Source organism: Nocardia coffeae (genome assembly GCF_019890715.1).
Classification (GTDB): domain Bacteria; phylum Actinomycetota; class Actinomycetes; order Mycobacteriales; family Mycobacteriaceae; genus Nocardia; species Nocardia jiangxiensis.
The window spans coordinates 472,291-488,288 of record NZ_JAINZY010000006.1 but is presented as its reverse complement, the minus strand read 5'-3'; the positions used below and the strand labels follow the sequence as shown (position 1 = coordinate 488,288).

General features: G+C 70.4%; 13 protein-coding genes. 5 read left to right on the top strand and 8 right to left on the bottom strand.

The window, feature by feature from the left end:
• Positions 1–10: 10 nt before the first annotated feature.
• Both K7711_RS24325 and K7711_RS24320 read right to left on the bottom strand, forming a co-directional pair.
• Positions 11–1,354: a M1 family metallopeptidase gene (locus K7711_RS24325; RefSeq protein WP_222971715.1), complete on the bottom strand. Its 1,344-nt coding sequence runs from the start codon at positions 1,352–1,354 to the stop codon at positions 11–13.
• Positions 1,354–5,211: a Pls/PosA family non-ribosomal peptide synthetase gene (locus K7711_RS24320; RefSeq protein ID WP_222971812.1), complete on the bottom strand. Its 3,858-nt coding sequence runs from the start codon at positions 5,209–5,211 to the stop codon at positions 1,354–1,356. Before K7711_RS24320 ends, K7711_RS24325 begins: the two co-directional genes overlap by 1 nt.
• Positions 5,212–5,706: 495 nt before the next feature.
• Between K7711_RS24320 and K7711_RS24315 the strand changes: the two genes are divergently transcribed.
• From K7711_RS24315 to K7711_RS24295, 5 genes are read left to right on the top strand one after another with little or no spacing between them, the layout of a single operon-like run.
• Positions 5,707–5,979 (top strand): hypothetical protein, encoded by a 273-nt coding sequence (locus K7711_RS24315; protein WP_222971714.1) that lies wholly within the window; start codon positions 5,707–5,709, stop codon positions 5,977–5,979.
• Positions 5,976–6,908 (top strand): FAD:protein FMN transferase, encoded by a 933-nt coding sequence (locus K7711_RS24310; RefSeq protein ID WP_235747646.1) that lies wholly within the window; start codon positions 5,976–5,978, stop codon positions 6,906–6,908. Before K7711_RS24315 ends, K7711_RS24310 begins: the two co-directional genes overlap by 4 nt.
• 8 nt (positions 6,909–6,916) lie before the next feature.
• Positions 6,917–7,486: a ferric reductase-like transmembrane domain-containing protein gene (locus K7711_RS24305; protein WP_235747645.1), complete on the top strand. Its 570-nt coding sequence runs from the start codon at positions 6,917–6,919 to the stop codon at positions 7,484–7,486.
• Positions 7,483–8,832 carry an NADH-ubiquinone oxidoreductase-F iron-sulfur binding region domain-containing protein gene (locus K7711_RS24300; protein ID WP_222971713.1) on the top strand — a complete coding sequence of 450 codons (1,350 nt, stop codon included), beginning with the start codon at positions 7,483–7,485 and terminating at the stop codon, positions 8,830–8,832. Before K7711_RS24305 ends, K7711_RS24300 begins: the two co-directional genes overlap by 4 nt.
• Positions 8,829–9,071 (top strand): ferredoxin, encoded by a 243-nt coding sequence (locus tag K7711_RS24295; protein WP_222971712.1) that lies wholly within the window; start codon positions 8,829–8,831, stop codon positions 9,069–9,071. The genes K7711_RS24300 and K7711_RS24295 overlap by 4 nt, the downstream gene beginning before the upstream one ends.
• A 47-nt stretch (positions 9,072–9,118) precedes the next feature.
• Here the strand turns inward: K7711_RS24295 and K7711_RS24290 are convergent, their stop codons facing one another.
• The 6 genes from K7711_RS24290 to K7711_RS24265 form a co-directional block, all read right to left on the bottom strand.
• Positions 9,119–10,540, bottom strand: a complete 1,422-nt coding sequence (locus K7711_RS24290; RefSeq protein WP_222971711.1) for an RsmB/NOP family class I SAM-dependent RNA methyltransferase — start codon at positions 10,538–10,540, stop codon at positions 9,119–9,121.
• A gap of 548 nt (positions 10,541–11,088) precedes the next feature.
• Positions 11,089–12,012 carry a methionyl-tRNA formyltransferase gene (gene fmt, locus K7711_RS24285; RefSeq protein ID WP_222971710.1) on the bottom strand — a complete coding sequence of 308 codons (924 nt, stop codon included), beginning with the start codon at positions 12,010–12,012 and terminating at the stop codon, positions 11,089–11,091.
• The gene (def, locus tag K7711_RS24280) at positions 12,012–12,596 is read right to left on the bottom strand and encodes a peptide deformylase (RefSeq protein ID WP_222971709.1); all 585 of its coding nucleotides are present in this window, start codon (positions 12,594–12,596) and stop codon (positions 12,012–12,014) included. The genes fmt and def overlap by 1 nt, the downstream gene beginning before the upstream one ends.
• A 56-nt stretch (positions 12,597–12,652) precedes the next feature.
• Positions 12,653–13,618 carry an esterase/lipase family protein gene (locus tag K7711_RS24275; RefSeq protein ID WP_308014916.1) on the bottom strand — a complete coding sequence of 322 codons (966 nt, stop codon included), beginning with the start codon at positions 13,616–13,618 and terminating at the stop codon, positions 12,653–12,655.
• Positions 13,619–13,772: 154 nt separating this feature from the next.
• Positions 13,773–14,456 carry a PadR family transcriptional regulator gene (locus K7711_RS24270; RefSeq protein ID WP_372460181.1) on the bottom strand — a complete coding sequence of 228 codons (684 nt, stop codon included), beginning with the start codon at positions 14,454–14,456 and terminating at the stop codon, positions 13,773–13,775.
• 99 nt (positions 14,457–14,555) lie between these two features.
• Positions 14,556–15,989, bottom strand: a complete 1,434-nt coding sequence (locus K7711_RS24265) for a carotenoid oxygenase family protein (RefSeq protein ID WP_222971707.1) — start codon at positions 15,987–15,989, stop codon at positions 14,556–14,558.
• Between the last annotated feature and the right edge of the window lie 9 nt (positions 15,990–15,998).

The window sequence follows — 15,998 nt, the reverse complement described above, 5'->3', positions numbered from 1 at the left end:
GCCCGATCCGCTACCTCGTCGCACCGGGCGCGGGCAGCTCCGGCAACGCGGTCTCGTACAACCAGCGGTTCCACAGTGGCCGCAGCGACCCGGTGCTGTAGCGTCCGGCCAGATCGGCGAACTCCTCGGTGCTGACCGTCGAATGCCGGTAGCGCGCAGTCCATTCCCGCAGCAGCCCGAGGAATCCGGGATCGCCCAGCGACAGTCGCAGGGCGTGCAGGGTCAGCGCGCCGCGCTTGTAGACGCGGTCGTCGAACATCAGCCGCGGGCCCGGATCGCCGACCACGATGTCCTGCGGCGAACGAGCCAGGTTCTGCCGTGCCGCGCGGGCCAGCTCGTCGGCGTCGGGGCCGCCGCTGGCTTCCGACCAGATCCACTCGGCGTAACAGGCGAACCCTTCGTGCAACCAGATGTCACGCCACTGCCCCACGGTGAGGCTGTTGCCGAACCACTGATGCGCCAGCTCGTGTGCGACCAGGCGTTCCGCGCCGCGCTGCCCGTCGCAGTGGTTCGCACCGAAGATGGACATCCCCTGCGCCTCGATCGGAATCTCGAGGTCGTCGTCGGTGACCACGACCGTGTACGACCCGAACGGATACGGCCCGAACCGCTCGGCGAACTCGGCCATCATCCGAGGCTGCCGGGCGAAGTCGTAGTCGAAGTTCGCCCGCAGCCGCGCGGGCAGGATGGCCTGCATCGGCACGGCGTCGTCGTGCACCGAACCGACCCGGTACTTGCGATACGGCCCGATCTGAATCGTCGCCAGATAGCTGGCCATCGGCTCGGGCTGGTCGTACACCCAGGTGGTCTGGCTGGCCTTGGTCTGCTTGCGGACCAGCGCGCCGTTGGCGACGGCGTAGTAGGGCGAGTCGGTGGTGATCGAAATCCGATAGCTGGCCTTGGAACTCGGGTGGTCGTCACACGGGAACCAGGATGCGGCCCCGTTGGGCTGACTGGCCACGAGCGCGCCCTCGGTCAGCTCCTCCCAACCGACCTCGCCCCACTGTCCGCGCACCGGTGTGGGTGTGCCCGCGTACTGGACCGCGACGACCAGGGCGCCGCCCGAGGGCACCTTGTGCGCGGGGGTGACGGTGAGCTTGCCGCGATGGTGCGTGTACTTCGCCGCCTTGGACCCGTTCACGAAAACCTTGGTCACACCGAGGGATTGGGACAGATCCAGCGCGAACCGCGGCTGCACCGCGGTGGTCACCGCGGTGATCGTCGCGCGGCCGGACAGCCGGTTGCTGGACACCTTGTAGACCAGGTCCAACTCGTACCGGGAGACCCGATAGCCGCGATTGCCGTTCTGGGGTAGGTATTCGTCGATGGGCGGTGCGTAGAACTTGTCCGTCATCAACGGCGCCCCTGCCGATCCGGCCACGGCGCGATCGGGTTGCCCTGCCAGCGGGTCGAATCGGGAACCGTGTCACCACGCATCACCAGGGAGGCCGGGCCGACCGTCGCGCCGGCCCCGATCCGCGCCGCGGGCAGCGCCACGCAGTGCGGGCCCAGTGTGGCCCCGGCCTCGAGTCGCACCGTATCCATGGACATGATCCGATCATGAAACAGGTGCGTCTGCACGACACATCCGCGTTCCACCGTCGCGCCGTCGCCGAGCGTCACCAGATCGGCCTCGGGGAGCCAATAGGATTCGCACCACACGCCGCGGCCGATCTTCGCGCCCAGACCGCGCAACCAGATGTTCATCACCGGGGTGCCGGTGGCCGCGCGGGCGAACCACGGCGCGGCGACGGTCTCCACGAACGCGTCGGACACCTCGTTACGCCAGACGAACGAGCTCCACAACGGATGTTCCACCTGCTCGATCCGGCCGACCAGCAGCCATTTCGCGGTCACCGCGCAGCCGCCCGCGAAGACGCCCGCGACCAGCAGGACCAGACCTGAAACCAGTGCGGCGAACCAGTATCCGACCGTCGCGGCCGTCCACGCCAGGGTGAACAACACACCCAGCCCGATGCCGAAGGTCACCATCACCGGCAGCAGCCGGCAGGTCTCGACGAACGCGCGCGCCACCCGCAGCCGCGCGGGCGGATCGAAGGTGCGCGCGGTATCGGAGTCACCGGCGGTGCGCCGCAATCGAACCGGCGGGCTGCCCAGCCACGACGAACCCGCCTTGGCCTTCTCCGGCGCGGCCGACAACACCGCGACCAGACCGTTCTTCGGCACCCGGCGACCCGGTGCGGTCATCCCGGAGTTGCCCAGGAAGGCCCGCTTGCCCACCTTCGCCTCACCGATGCGCATCCAGCCGCCGCCGAGTTCGTAACTGGCGATCATGGTGTCGTCGGCGAGGAACGCGCCGTCCGCGACGGTGGTGAACTTCGGCAGCAGCAGCACCGTCGAGGCTTCCACACCCTTGCCGATCTGCGCGCCCAGCAGGCGCAGCCACACCGGCGTCAGCAGGCTCGCGTACAGCGGGAACAGGAAGGTCCGCGCGGAGTCCATCAGCCGTTCGGTGGTCCACACCTGCCAGCCGACCCGGCTGCGGACCGGGTAGTAGCCCTCGTGCAGCCCGATGCTCAGCAGCCGCACCGCGATCACGGTCACTGCGGCGAAGACCGCCAGACTCAGCACCGTGGCGACCGGAAGCATCGCGTACGCGTGCCCGAGCGCGGCCGCGCCGGTGCGATCGTCCCGAATCCACCAGGCCAGCAGCACACCGCCGACCGCCAGACCCAGCACCGGCATCGCGGCCAGCGCCATCGAGGTCAGACCGAAGGCGACCACCCAGTGCGCGGCCCGCGCGGGCGTGCGCGGCGGCCAGGGATGTTCGGCCTTGCCGACCTTCACCGCGGGCGAACCGGCCCACTCCTGTGCCGCCTTCACCTTGCCGAAGACCGCGGAACCCGGCGCCACCACCGCATTCTTACCGACCACCGCACCGGGCAGCAGCGTCGAGCGTGAGCCGATCACCGCACCCGCGCCGATCCGGATGCTGCCGATGTGCACCACGTCACCGTCGATCCAGTGCCCGGCCAGGTCGACCTCGGGTTCGACGCTGCAACCGTCGCCGAGTTCGAGCATGCCGGTGACCGGCGGCAGGGTGTGCAGGTCCACGCCCTTGCCGACCTTCGCGCCCAGGGCGCGTGCGAACGGCACCATCCACGGCGCGCCGGACAGATTCTCCGCGCCACTGGCCTCGGACAGCCGCACCGCGGCCCACAGTCGCAGATGGACCGCGCCGCCGCGTGGATAACTGCCGGGCCGCACACCCCAGAGCAACGTCCGGGCGCCGGCCACGCAGATCGCCATGCGACCCAGCGGGGAGATGAACAGGACGAATGCGAGCAGCAGCCACCACCACGACAACACCGGCAGCCACGGCAGCGAACCGGACCAGCTGGCGATATCGGTGACGATGCCGAGCCAGGTCAGCCACTGCAATCCGGTCAGCGTGGTCAGCGGCACCCCGGCGAGCACCTGCGTCCACTGTGCAAGGCGCGGTGTGGGTTTCACGAAGCGCGGCAGCACGGTGGCGGCTGGTGCGGCGGCGTCGAGCCGCTCGGCCAGCGCGCCCAGCCGCGGATGGTCGTAGAGATCCGCGACGGTCACCTCGGGAAAACGCTCACGCAATCCGGTCACCAGTTGCGCGGCCGACAGCGAGCCGCCGCCGAGGTCGAAGAAGTCGGCTTGCAGGTCGGTGACCTCCGCGCCGAGAATCGCATTCCACAGTCCGGCAAGCCATTGCGCGGTGCCTTCGAGTTCGCCGGAGGATTCGGGGGCCGAGCCCGCACCCGGCAGCGGCCAGGGCAGCGCGTTGCGGTCGACCTTGCCCGAGGTGCGGGTGGGCAGTTCGGGCAGCAATGCCAGGCGCGGCACCAGAGGTGCGGGCAGTTGCTCGGCCAGCAGGGCACGGGCGGCCTGCACGTCGAAATCCGGATCGGCGCTGGCGAGGTAGCCGACCAGAATCCGGTTGCCCGCCTTGGTGGTTCGCACCGCGCACGCCGCACCGCTGACGCCCGGGAGATTCTGCAGCGCGGTATCGATCTCGCCGAGTTCGATCCGGCGGCCGCCGATCTTGACCTGATCGTCCGCGCGCCCCAGGAACAGCAGCCCGGCGCCGTCGAAGCGGACCAGGTCACCGCTGCGATAGGCCCGCTGCCAGCCGAGAGTCGGCATGGGCGCGTACTTCTCGGCGTCCTTCGCGGCGTCGAGATAGCGCGCCAGGCCGACGCCGCCGATCACGAGTTCGCCCGAATCCCCTTCGGCCACCGGCTTTCCCGAGACCGGATCGACCACGGCCAGATCCCAGCCGTCCAGCGGCAATCCGATCCGCACGGGTCCCTCACCGGTCAGCAGAGCCGCACAGGCCACGACGGTGGCCTCGGTGGGGCCGTAGGTGTTCCACACCTCCCGCTCGCCGCTGCCCGCGAGCCGCTCGGCCAGGTCCGGCGGGACGGCCTCACCGCCGAAGATCAACAGCCGCACCGCATCCAACGCCTCGGCGGGCCACATCGCGGCCAGCGTCGGCACCGTGGACACCACGCTGATCTCCCGGCGCACCAGCCACGGACCCAGATCCATGCCGCTGCGCACCAGCGCGCGGGGTGCGGGCACCAGGCACGCGCCGTGCCGCCAGGCCAGCCACATCTCCTCACAGGAGGCGTCGAAGGCGACCGAGAGTCCGGCCAGTACGCGGTCGCCGGGACCGATCGGCTTGTCCTGCAGGAACATCCGGGCCTCGGCGTCGACGAAGGCGGCAGCGTTGCGGTGGGTGACCGCCACCCCCTTCGGCGTTCCGGTGGATCCCGAGGTGAAGATGATCCAGGCGTCGTCGCCGGGCTCGGGTGCGGCGTCCGGTGCGGGCCGGGCCGGGCTCGCGACGCCCGTCGCGGTGATCCCGGCGGCCGTCACGATCGCGCTGACACGGGCCTCGCCGAAGACGAGCTGGGCGCGTTCGTCCGGATCGTCGGCGTCGACCGGGACGTACGCGGCCCCGGCGTACAGCACCGCGAGGATCGTCACGTACAGCTCGGCGGTGCCCGACGGAATGCGGACCCCGACCCGGTCGCCCCGGCGGACCCCGGCCGCGCGCAGGCGGTCGGCGGTGTCGTCGACCTCCGCGAGCAGTTCGGCATAGCTGAGCACATCGCCGCCGTCGTCGAGGGCGGGCGCATCGGGATGTTCCCCGGCGGTCGCGGCCAGGACGTCGACGAGGGTGCGTGGCGGCGCGGCGTGCGCGGATCGCAGCAGGGGCGAGGACGGCGAACCCTGCGGGCCCGGGACCTGCGGCCGCGAAACGTCCCACTGGAGCGTCACGTACTGTCCACCTTTCCGGATCGGCGCCGAGAGCGCGCAAACCGTTGTCTCACGTCAGGGTTACCGGTGCGCAAACGCGAAACTTCCGTTTGGCTCACCCTGTACCGAAGCGGAGGGTCCCTGCCGGGCCAATCGTCGCGATTTGCCGGAGCTATTGTCCCAGGTCGTCGGAAGGGTTGCGGCGGAGGGTTGTCCCGGACCGCGCTACCGACGGCGAGTCGGGGCCCGGATTCGAGGTTGCTCGGACGCAGCTTTTCCCGCCGCCGGCGAATCCCGATACGACCCGCTGAAGTCCCGGAGAGGCGGGGGAGCCGGAGATCAGCTCACACAGGTAGCACCGGACGAATTCTCACGACGCTCCCAGCAACGGCCCGGATGCTCGGGGAACACGAGCCGAACGATGCGCTCGCACGAGTGAACAGGAATGCGATGACGTCATCGGATCCCGGCCGCCGGGCCGGTCGCACCGCGACCCGGGTGCTGGCGGCGCTCGGCGTCGCCGGAACCATCGGCGCGGCCGCCCTGGCCTACACGGACACCCACACCGCGAGCGCGAGCACCACCAGCAGTGACAGCAGTACGAGCACGACAACCCGGAACAACGTCTCCTCGAACGATTCCAGCACGTCGTCGGGGACCGGAACCGTCCCGCAGCTCGGGACCGGATCGGGCAACTCCCACGCACAATCGGCCGGATCATGACCGCGCCGACCCTGGAACCGGACCGCATCGCGACGGCCGACTGGTCGGTGTGGAGTACGAATGCCCGGTTGGTCGTGACCGATCCCGCGCATCTGGCCGGGGCCCGGGAGGCGATGTGCGAATATCTCGACGCCGTCGACCGCGCCTGCAGCCGGTTCCGTGACGATTCCGAACTCAGTGGGCTGAGTGCACATCCGGGTCGTCCGGTCGTCATCGGGCCCCTGTTCGCGGAGTATCTGCGCGCGGCGCTCGCGGTGGCCGAGAGCACCGCCGGAGACGTGGATCCCACGGTCGGCGCGGCGCTCGAACGGCTGGGGTACGACCGGGATTACGCGCTCGTCGCGAACACGGATACGGCCGCCCCGATCCAGGCGGTGTTCACCCCGCGCACGGACTGGACGACGGTGCTGCTCGACGAGCGCACCGTGACGGTGCCGCGCGGTGTCCGGCTGGATCTGGGCGCCACCGCCAAGGCGATCGCGGCCGACCGCTGCGCACACCTGATCGCCGAACGCTTCGGCTGCGGAACGCTCGTGAGCCTCGGTGGCGATATCGCCACCGCTGGGGCGGCACCCGACGGCGGCTGGCAGATCGAGGTTCGCGACGGGGCGGGCGAGCCCGGCTGCCGGATCAGCATCCCGGTCGGCGCTGCGCTGGCCACCTCCAGCACCGTGCGGCGACGGTGGAAGCGCGGCGGGCATCTGGTCCATCACATCGTCGATCCGCGAACCGGCGTCGCCGCCGAAACCGTCTGGCGCACAGTCTCGGTCGCGGCGAACACTTGTCTGGCGGCCAATGCGGCCGCGACGGCCGCCGTCGTGCGCGGACGCGACGCGCTCGAACCGCTGCATCGGTCCGGATCGCCCGCGCGGCTGGTCGATCGCGCGGGGCGGATCACCACCCTCGGCGGCTGGCCCGCGGAACGGTAGGGGACATCATGGGACATTCGGCCATGACGGAGGCGCTGTGGGCCTTCGGCCGCGGCAGCGGGATCGCCGCGCTGGCGGTGTTGACCGTCGCCGTCGTCGCCGGTATCGCGGCGCGCTCGGGACGTGCGATCACCTTGCCCCGCACCGCGATCGCCGATCTGCACCGCGGCGCGTCGCTCATCGCGTGCACGCTCGTCGGCATTCATGTGCTGAGCCTGCTCGCCGATCCGGACGCACAGTTGCGGCTGATCGACATCGTGGTGCCCTTCGCCGCGAACTACCGGCCGGTGTGGATGGGCCTGGGAACCGTCGCGGTCGATCTGCTCATCGCGGTGGTCGTCTCGGCGCTGCTGCGGCACCGGCTCGGCCCGCGGACATTCCGCTTGATCCATTGGGCCGCATACGGTCTGTGGCCGGTCGCGCTGATCCACGCACTGGGCACCGGCACCGACGCGTCCCGGCCGTGGCTGCTCACGGTTGCCGGGGCCTGCATTCTCGCCGTCGCCGCCGCCGTGACCTGGCGGACCGCAGGCAATTTCACCGAATTCGGACGGATACAGCGAAGGAGTGCACGATGAGCACGACGACCGCGATCATCGAGCCCGCCGCACCGACCGGCGTTCGACGATTACTGCTTGCGGGTCCTGAATTGGCCTCGCATACGAAGTGTTTCGGGCCTGCACCTACCGGAGGCGCCACACTTCTGGACGCCGTGACCGCCTCCGGGTTGAGCGGCCGGGGCGGAGCGGCCTTCCCGGCCGCACGCAAACTCGCCGCGGTCGCCGCCGGACGCCGAGCCGTCGTCATCGCCAACGGCGCCGAGGGCGAACCCGCCAGCAGCAAGGATGCCGTATTGCTCTCCCGCGCACCGCATCTGGTGCTGGACGGGCTCGGCATCGCCGCGGATATCGTGGGCGCGCGGGAATGCCATCTCTACGCGCCCGCGACCCTCCTGGACGGCGTCCGTCGCGCACTCGACGAACGCCGGGCATCCGGCTACGACCGGCGCACGGTCCGGCTCACCGCGTCGGCCCAGACCTTCCTGTCCGGGGAGAAGACCGCCGTCGTCAACCGGATCGCGGGTTTGCCCGCACTGCCCGGCGATCAGCTCATCAGCACGTCGCAGGCCGGATTACGCGGTCGTCCGACGCTGGTGCACAACGTGGAGACCCTCGCGCATCTGGCCCTCGTCGCCCGCTACGGACCCCGGTGGTTCCGCACCGCGGGCACCCCCGACGAACCCGGCACCATGCTGGTCACGCTGTCCGGAACCACGGCGACCGGCGTCGTCGAGGTACCCCTGGGCATTCCGCTCCTGGATCTGATCGCCCGCCACGGACGAACCGATCCGCGCACCGTGCGCGCCATCCTCGTCGGCGGCTACCACGGCACCTGGATCCCCGCCGCCGCACTGCACCGGGCTGCCCTGTCGTCCGCCGCACTGCGTCCCCTGCACGCGTCACCCGGCGCGGGGGTGGTCCGGGTGCTCTCCCGAACCGAATGCGGCCTGCGAGCATCCGCCGACATCATCACCTACCTCGCCGCCCAGAGCGCCCGGCAGTGCGGTCCGTGCCGCAACGGCCTCCCCGCCCTCGCCGAGACATTCGCTCCGCTCGCCGCGGGCCATCCGGTCGATCCCCGCGACATTGCCCGGCTCGCGAACCTGGTCGACGGCCGCGGCGCATGCGCACACCCCGATGGCACCGCACGCCTGGTCCGTTCGGCACTCGACGTGTTCGCGCAGGACGTCGCGCTACATCTGCACGGCCGATGCCAGGTCACCGGTCACGATCAGGGCGTGGCCATACCGCGCACCGCAACGGACACTGCGGCAGGAACTTCCACGACGCGCATCGACACGGACCGCACTCGGCCGATGCGCTCGCTATCGAAGGTCGCCTCCGAGAACGCGGCAACGTCATGAGTCGTGCCGAACAAGGGCAGGGCGAGTCGCGATTGCACATCGACTGGACTCGCTGTGATGGGCGGGGTGTGTGCAGCGAACTGCTGCCGGAGGTCCTCGGGCGCGACGATTGGGGCTATCCGCTCACGCACGACCATCGCGACCCGGTCGTCGGGCCGAACCGGATCGCCGCCGCCCGTGACGCCGTCGAACTGTGCCCGCGACTGGCGCTGCGGCTGGACCGGATCCGGCGGGGTTGATCGGGGACCGGAGGATCCTCGCGTCGGGGGATCCTCCGGTCCGCGGCTCACAGTGGTTTGCGCAGGGCCGCGACGAACATCGCGTCGGTGCCGTGCCGGTGCGGCCACAACTGGGCGGCGGGGCCGTCGCCGAGATCCGTCACATCGGGCAGCAGCGGGCGGGTGTCGAGTTCCTCCGCGCCGGTGCGACGCACGACGTCGGCGACCACCGCGACGGTTTCGGGCAGATGCGGCGAGCAGGTCGAGTACACGACGACACCGCCGGGACGCAGCAGATCCCATGCGGCGGTGAGCAATTCGCGTTGCAGGACGGTGAGATCGCGCACATCGGCCGGGGTGCGCCGCCAGCGCGCCTCCGGGCGACGACGCAGCGCGCCCAGTCCGGTGCAGGGTGCGTCGACCAGGATGCGGTCGTAGCCCGAGGTCAGCCCGCTGTCGCGGCCGTCGGCGACGTGAACGGTCACCGGCAGGTCGCGGGTCGCGGTGCGCACCAGTTCGGCCCGATGCTCGGCGGGTTCGACCGCATCCACCTGGTAACCATCGATATCCGCCAGGGATCCCAGCAGTGCGGCCTTACCGCCGGGCCCCGCACACAGGTCGAGCCAGCGGCCGCCGTCCGGACCGAGCAGCTCGGCGCGGGTGAGCGCGAGCGCCACCAGCTGACTGCCCTCGTCCTGCACACCGGCCAGCCCCTCGCGCACCGGTTCCAGCGCACCCGGATCGCCGCCCTCGAGGTACACCGCATAGGGCGACCAGCGGCCCGGCTCACCACCGGTCACCAGCGCCAACTCCTCGGCGGTGATCGCACCGGGCCGCGCCACCAGATGGACGGCCGGACGCTCGTCGTCGGCGGCCAGCAGTTCGTGCAACTCCCCCGCCGACGCGCCGAGCGCATCGGCGAAAGCCTGCGCGATCCACACCGGATGCGCGAACTCGAACGCCATCCGCCCCACCGGATCCGTCGGAGCGAGCGCATCCACCCACGCCTGCTGATCGCGCTCGCCCGCCCGGCGCAGCACGGCGTTCACGAAACCCGCCTTGCCGGAACCGAATTCGGCCCGAACCAACTCCACCGACGTGTCCACCGCGGCATGCGCACCGACCCGTGTCCGCAACAGCTGGTACACACCCAGGCGCAACACGTCCAGCAGCGCGCCGTCGATCTCGTCGACCGGACGTCCGGCGCCTGCTTCGATCACCGCGTCCAGCAGCCCGAGCGACCGGCACGCCCCGTACGCCAACTCGGTCGCGAACGCCGCATCCCGCCCCGACACCCGCCGCTCCCGAAGCAACCCGGGCAGTACGAGATTCGCGTACGCGTCGCGCTCCCGCACCGCACGCAACACATCCCGCGCCACCTCCCGTGGCGCGTCCACCGTCGTGGCCTTGCCCCCGCCCTGCCGACGGCCACGCCCCGCCCCCTCCCCCGCCCGGGCACGATTCTCCTGCCCTCGTGGAGCGCCTTTCACAGGCCGCTTGCCCGGCCGACCACCGCCCTGCCCGCTCCCGGCACGAACCGACGAATCCGCATCGCCGGAAGCACGCCGTCCCCCTGCTCCCGGCTGTCCCTGCGAATCCGGCCGGTACGCATCGCTTTTCGCCCGACCTCGCGCCGTGGACGCCCGATCCGACGCCTTCGAACCTCCCACTCGCCGAGTCCCCGAACGATCAGAATCGGCACCCCGGGCACCGTCATCGCCTCGGCGCGAGTCATCCCACCGACCGCCGCGGACGCGTTCCCCCTGCTCTCCACCGGACCGGCGGCGGTCCGAATCCGCCCGAGGCGCCGTACGGTTCCCGCGCCCCGCGTCACCCGACCGACGCCCGGTAGAAGATGCGTCACGACCATCGGACGCACGGCCCGAACCACCCTGGCGCGCATCGCTGTTCGAACGCCCTGCGCGTCCGGCCTCGGTACCGCCGCGACGACGATCGCCCCCGGAGTCGCGTGAATCGCCCGCCGCACCGCGACGCGGCGAACCCGAAAACTCGTCGTCCCCGTCCCGCTTCGGGCGGGTCATCCGATCACCGCGCCGGGCTCGAGGCGAGCCCCGCGCGCCCAGTCGAGAGCGGGCATCATGCGTTTGCCGGGCGGCTGAATCTGATCCAGCCGGACCGCGGTGGTCGCGGTGCCGACGAAGACGCCCGATTTACGGACCTCGATCACGCGCGGCGGCAGCACCTCCTGCACCAGTTCCACCGGACCGAGTTTGATTCGCTTACCGTCGATTTCGGTCCACGCGCCGGGTGCGGGAGTGACCGAGCGGATGCGCCGGTTCACCGCCAGCGCGGGCTGATCCCAGCGGACGTGCGCGGCATCCACATCGACCTTCGGCGCGTACGACACCCCCTCGCCGGCCTGCGGAACGGCCTGCAGCACACCGTCCTCGATCCCGTCCATGGTCGAATCCAGCAGTCGCGCACCGGATTCGGCGAGCCGCCCGAGCAGTGCCCCGGCGGTGTCACCGACGCCGATCTTCTCGGTGAGCACACCGAACACGGGCCCGGTGTCCAGCCCCTTCTCGATCCGGAAGGTGCACGCGCCGGTGATCTCGTCCCCGGCCAGAATCGCGGCCTGCACCGGTGCGGCGCCGCGCCAGGCGGGCAGCAGCGAGAAATGCAGATTCACCCAGCCGTACCGCGGGATGTCGAGCACCTGTTGCGGCAGCAGCGCGCCGTAGGCCACCACCGGACAGCAGTCCGGGGCCAACTCGGTGAGCTGCGCGACGAATTCGGGATCCGCGGGCTTGTGCGGGGTGAGCACCGGAATCCCGTGCTCGTCGGCCAGACGGCCGATCGGCGAACGCGACACCTTCCGACCGCGGCCCGAGACCGCGTCCGGACGGGTCACCACCGCGACCACCTCGTGCCGCGTGGACTCGATGAGCCGCCGCAGCGAGGGCGCGGCGGGCTCGGGCGTCCCGGCGAAGATCAGCCGCATCAGTCCCCCTGTCCCGCCGAGGCCACGCGGGCCCCGGCAACCTCGGCCGCCGACATGACGGTCTTGCCCGCACCGAACCACTCGGATTCGCGCACCTCGCGCAGCGCCGCCTTGCGCGCGGCCGGATCGAGCCGGTCGAGATAGAGCACGCCGTCGAGGTGGTCGAACTCGTGCTGCACGCAACGCGCCAGCAGTCCCTCGGCCTCGAATTCCACCAGTGCGCCGTCCACGTCGACGCCCCGGGCCCGCACCCGCAGCGCGCGAGTGACGTCGTAGCGCAGGCCCGGAATCGACAGGCATCCCTCCGCGCCGGTCTGCTCCTCGTCGCCGAGTACCTCGTACGACGGGTTGATCAGATGTCCGGCGCCAGGCGTCCCGGCGCGGGTCGCGGCGAGCGTGTCGTAGACGAACACCCGCAGGCCGACGCCGATCTGCGGCGCCGCCATGCCGACGCCGCCGCTGGCATGCATGGTGTCGGTCAGGTCGGTCACCAGTTGACGCAACTCCCGGTCGTAGGAGGTGGCCTCGTCCGCGCGGGCGCGCAGGACGGGGTCGCCGAACAGGCGAACGGGCTGGACGGTCACGGTAACTCCCCGGGGCGATGAAGAATGCGGTCGCCCTATTTTACGGATCGCCCAACTCAGGTGTGCGCGCCCAGGATCACCTCGGGAATTCCGGTGCCCAGCGGCACGAACCGGCAGTCCGGGGTGCGCGCGTGCGCCGGGTCGAGCACATTGCGCAGCAACTGCTGTGCGTACGGGTCGTACACCATGTGGAAATGCCCGGTCAGATCGACCGGGCACAGATCCTGCAGCACGAGATTACGCGCGCGCGGACCGCGTAGTCGCATGCTGTCGAAGGGCTGGATCATCTCGTCGACGCGGCTGATGATCGTGGTGTAGTCCACGCCCGGCACGGTGTCGCCGCCGGCGTTCAGCTGCCGGATGAACGGGGCGCCCGCGGCCTGCTGAATCGCGGCCAGCGAGGTGAGGTCCTGGTAGAACGGCCACAATCCGGGCAGTGCATCCGCCAGCGGCACCAATCCGTACATGATCCCGCCGTTCGTCGGCGAGGCGAGCCCGACCCAGCGCGCGACCTTGGCCGCGCCGCCGAGCTTGTCGATGTAGTACCGGGTCACGTTGGCGCCCTGGGAGAATCCGACCAGGTCGACCTGCCGCGCACCGGTCGCGGCCAGCACCTGGTCGACGAATTCGCCGATCTGCTGGGACGAGAGCCACAGATCCTCGGTGCCGTAGGAGTCCGCTCCGGGTCTACCGCCGTAATCCGGTGCGAAGACACAGAATCCGGCCTGCATGAGCTGCGGTCCGATCGCCGCCCAGTCGATGTAGGCCGAGGCGTCGGTGCCGTGCGCCAGGATCACCGGACGCGGATGTCCGGCTGTGGGCCGGCAGCGAAAGTCGTTGGCGCCTTGCGGAGCCGCGCCGGGATGAGCCTGCTGATAACGCACCGCACCCAGATGTTCCACCTGTGGCGGGCCCGGCTCGGTGGGCACGACCGCCGGTCGATATCCGGGCGGCCGCGGCGGTTCGGACCGAGCGGGCGTACCGATCCCGAGGATCAGCACGCCCGCCAGTGCCGCCGCCACGGCCGCCCGAGGTGATCGGTTCCGGCGACGCGATCGTCTCGGTGATCGTTCCCGATCACTGCGGCGCCCGCACTGTGCCATATCTCGATCATCGCGCACCCCGGACCCGACACTCGTGCCTGCGCATAAGATGTCACCGGTCCGAGATCACGGCTCACTTGTCCTTCTCGCCGGTCTCGTCGTCGGCGAGGATCCGGTAGAGCGAGCGACGGGCCTCGGTGAGCACCTCGGCCGCCTTGGCCGCCTGCTCCGCGGTGCCCGCACGAGCCACCTGCGCGACCGCACCCATCAGCTGTCCGACGAGTTCGCGCAGATCCAGGGCCTGATCCCCGACGCCGTCGCGGACCTCCTGCCAGGGATCGCCGAGTTCGCCCGCGTGCTGCTCGACGTATTCGACGCCGGACTCGGTGAGCTTGGCGGTCTTGCGACCGGCCACCTTGTCGATGAGCACCAGACCCTCGTCCTCGAGCTGGGACAGCGCCGGGTAGATCGATCCCGGGCTGGGCCGCCAGACATCGCCGCTACGCTCGCGGATCTGCTGGATGAGCTCGTAGCCGTGCATCGGACGGCCCCGCAGCAACAGCAGGATCGCCGCGCGCACGTCACCGCGCCGGCCCCGTCCGCCACGACCCCGGCCGCGACCGAAACCACGACCGAACCCGGGACCGAAATCGCCGCCGCCGAACGGGCCGAATTCCGGACCGAAGCCGGGACCGCCGCCGTGCGGGTGCCGACGGAAGTGCTCGCGACCACCCGGGCCGCGGCCCTCGAATCGGCGATCACCGGAGCGCGGGCCGCCTCGACGACCGCGCATATTCATGTTCTCCATGTTTTCCATGGCAGCCTCCTCAGGCTTGTTCTTACGATTACGTAATCGACGATATATCGACAATGCATCTTAGACAAGTGTGAGGCGGAACACGAACCGACCGTTCGCTCAGTTCGAGGGGATCCAGTTGCCGTGGAATCCGGTGGGCACCCGGTGCGGCAGCGCGATACTCGCCACCGTCTCGAGGGTTCCGGCATCGAGGATGGCCAGCTCGCTCCGGTCGGTCGCCGCATCCTGGACGAAGCCCATCAGCACGCCCTCGTCCTCGGCCGCATCCGGCGAGGCGGGCTCGAAGACGAACTCCCCCAAGCCTTTTCCGGTCCCGAAGGAACGTTCCGTGGTGTTTCCGGTGCGCAGATCGTGCTTGTACAGCATCGCGCCGCTCTCCAGATCCCGCCCCACCGCGGGCGCGTAGCCGTAACGGTGCCGCTGCCCCACGCGACGCTCGTCCACCCGCGGGAACTCCTGCGGACGATCGTCCAGACGGGTCTGCCGGACCTTGCCCGCACCCAGATCGACCTCCCAGCGATCCAGGGCCGCGCGACCGGACGGACCCCGATGCCCCTGCTCGAACATCGTGTCGTAGCGAACCACGTCCAGCACGACCACGCCGTCCTCGTCGTAGGCGTTCATCGGGTGGAACACGTAGCACGGCTCGATGTCGAACCACCGCACGTCCGCGGAGCCGCCGTCGCGCGGCATCACCCCGATCCGCGCCGGATACTTCGGATCCCAGCTGTACGGCATCCGCCGATCCAGCGGCGGCGTGGCCGAACCCGGGGTCGGCGGCGTCGGCACCCGGACCCGGCCGACCATGGCCGAGAGCATCAGCCGGGCCGGCAGCTGCAGCGCGCGCGGAACGCTCATCTCCGCGGCGATCCGCGCATCGAAGGTGACCGGCAGGTCGTAGAAGACCACATAGTTCTCGGTGAGCGAGAAATCGTGCATCATCGGCGATCCGCCGACCTCGATGTCGACCACGTGCCGCGCCCGGCCGTCGACGCCGATCACCGAGTACTGCACGCGATTTCCACGCATGAACGAATACGACACCGCGTGCAGCTCGCCGGTGGCCGGATCGCGTTTGGGATGTGCGGTGTATCCCCCGGTCAGCGTTCCGTCGAAATCGCAGGGCCCGACCGTGTCGAGTTCGTCGGTGAGTTCGTACGCCGATCCACCGCCCTCGACGATGGCCACCGTCCGTCCGGCGACCGCGATCACGCTGGTGTTCGGCCCCGCCCCGCCGGTGGCCGACACAGCGGCGAGTGGCTCCTCACCGAGCGCGACCGAGGTCATCGGGCCGCGCACCCAGCGATTGCGGTACCACTCGGCGCGGCCGTCGCGCAGGCGCACGCCGTGCACCATGCCGTCGCCCCGGAACCAGTGATACAGCTCCGGATCCAGCTCACCGACCGGATTCGGGCCATTACGCAGATATCTGCCGTCGAGGTGATCGGGAATCGTGCCGGTCACCGGCAGATCCGTGAGGGTGAATTCCTCTTGGAGCGGCGCGAAGCCGCCCTCGAGATAGCGATTTGCCATGTCGAACTC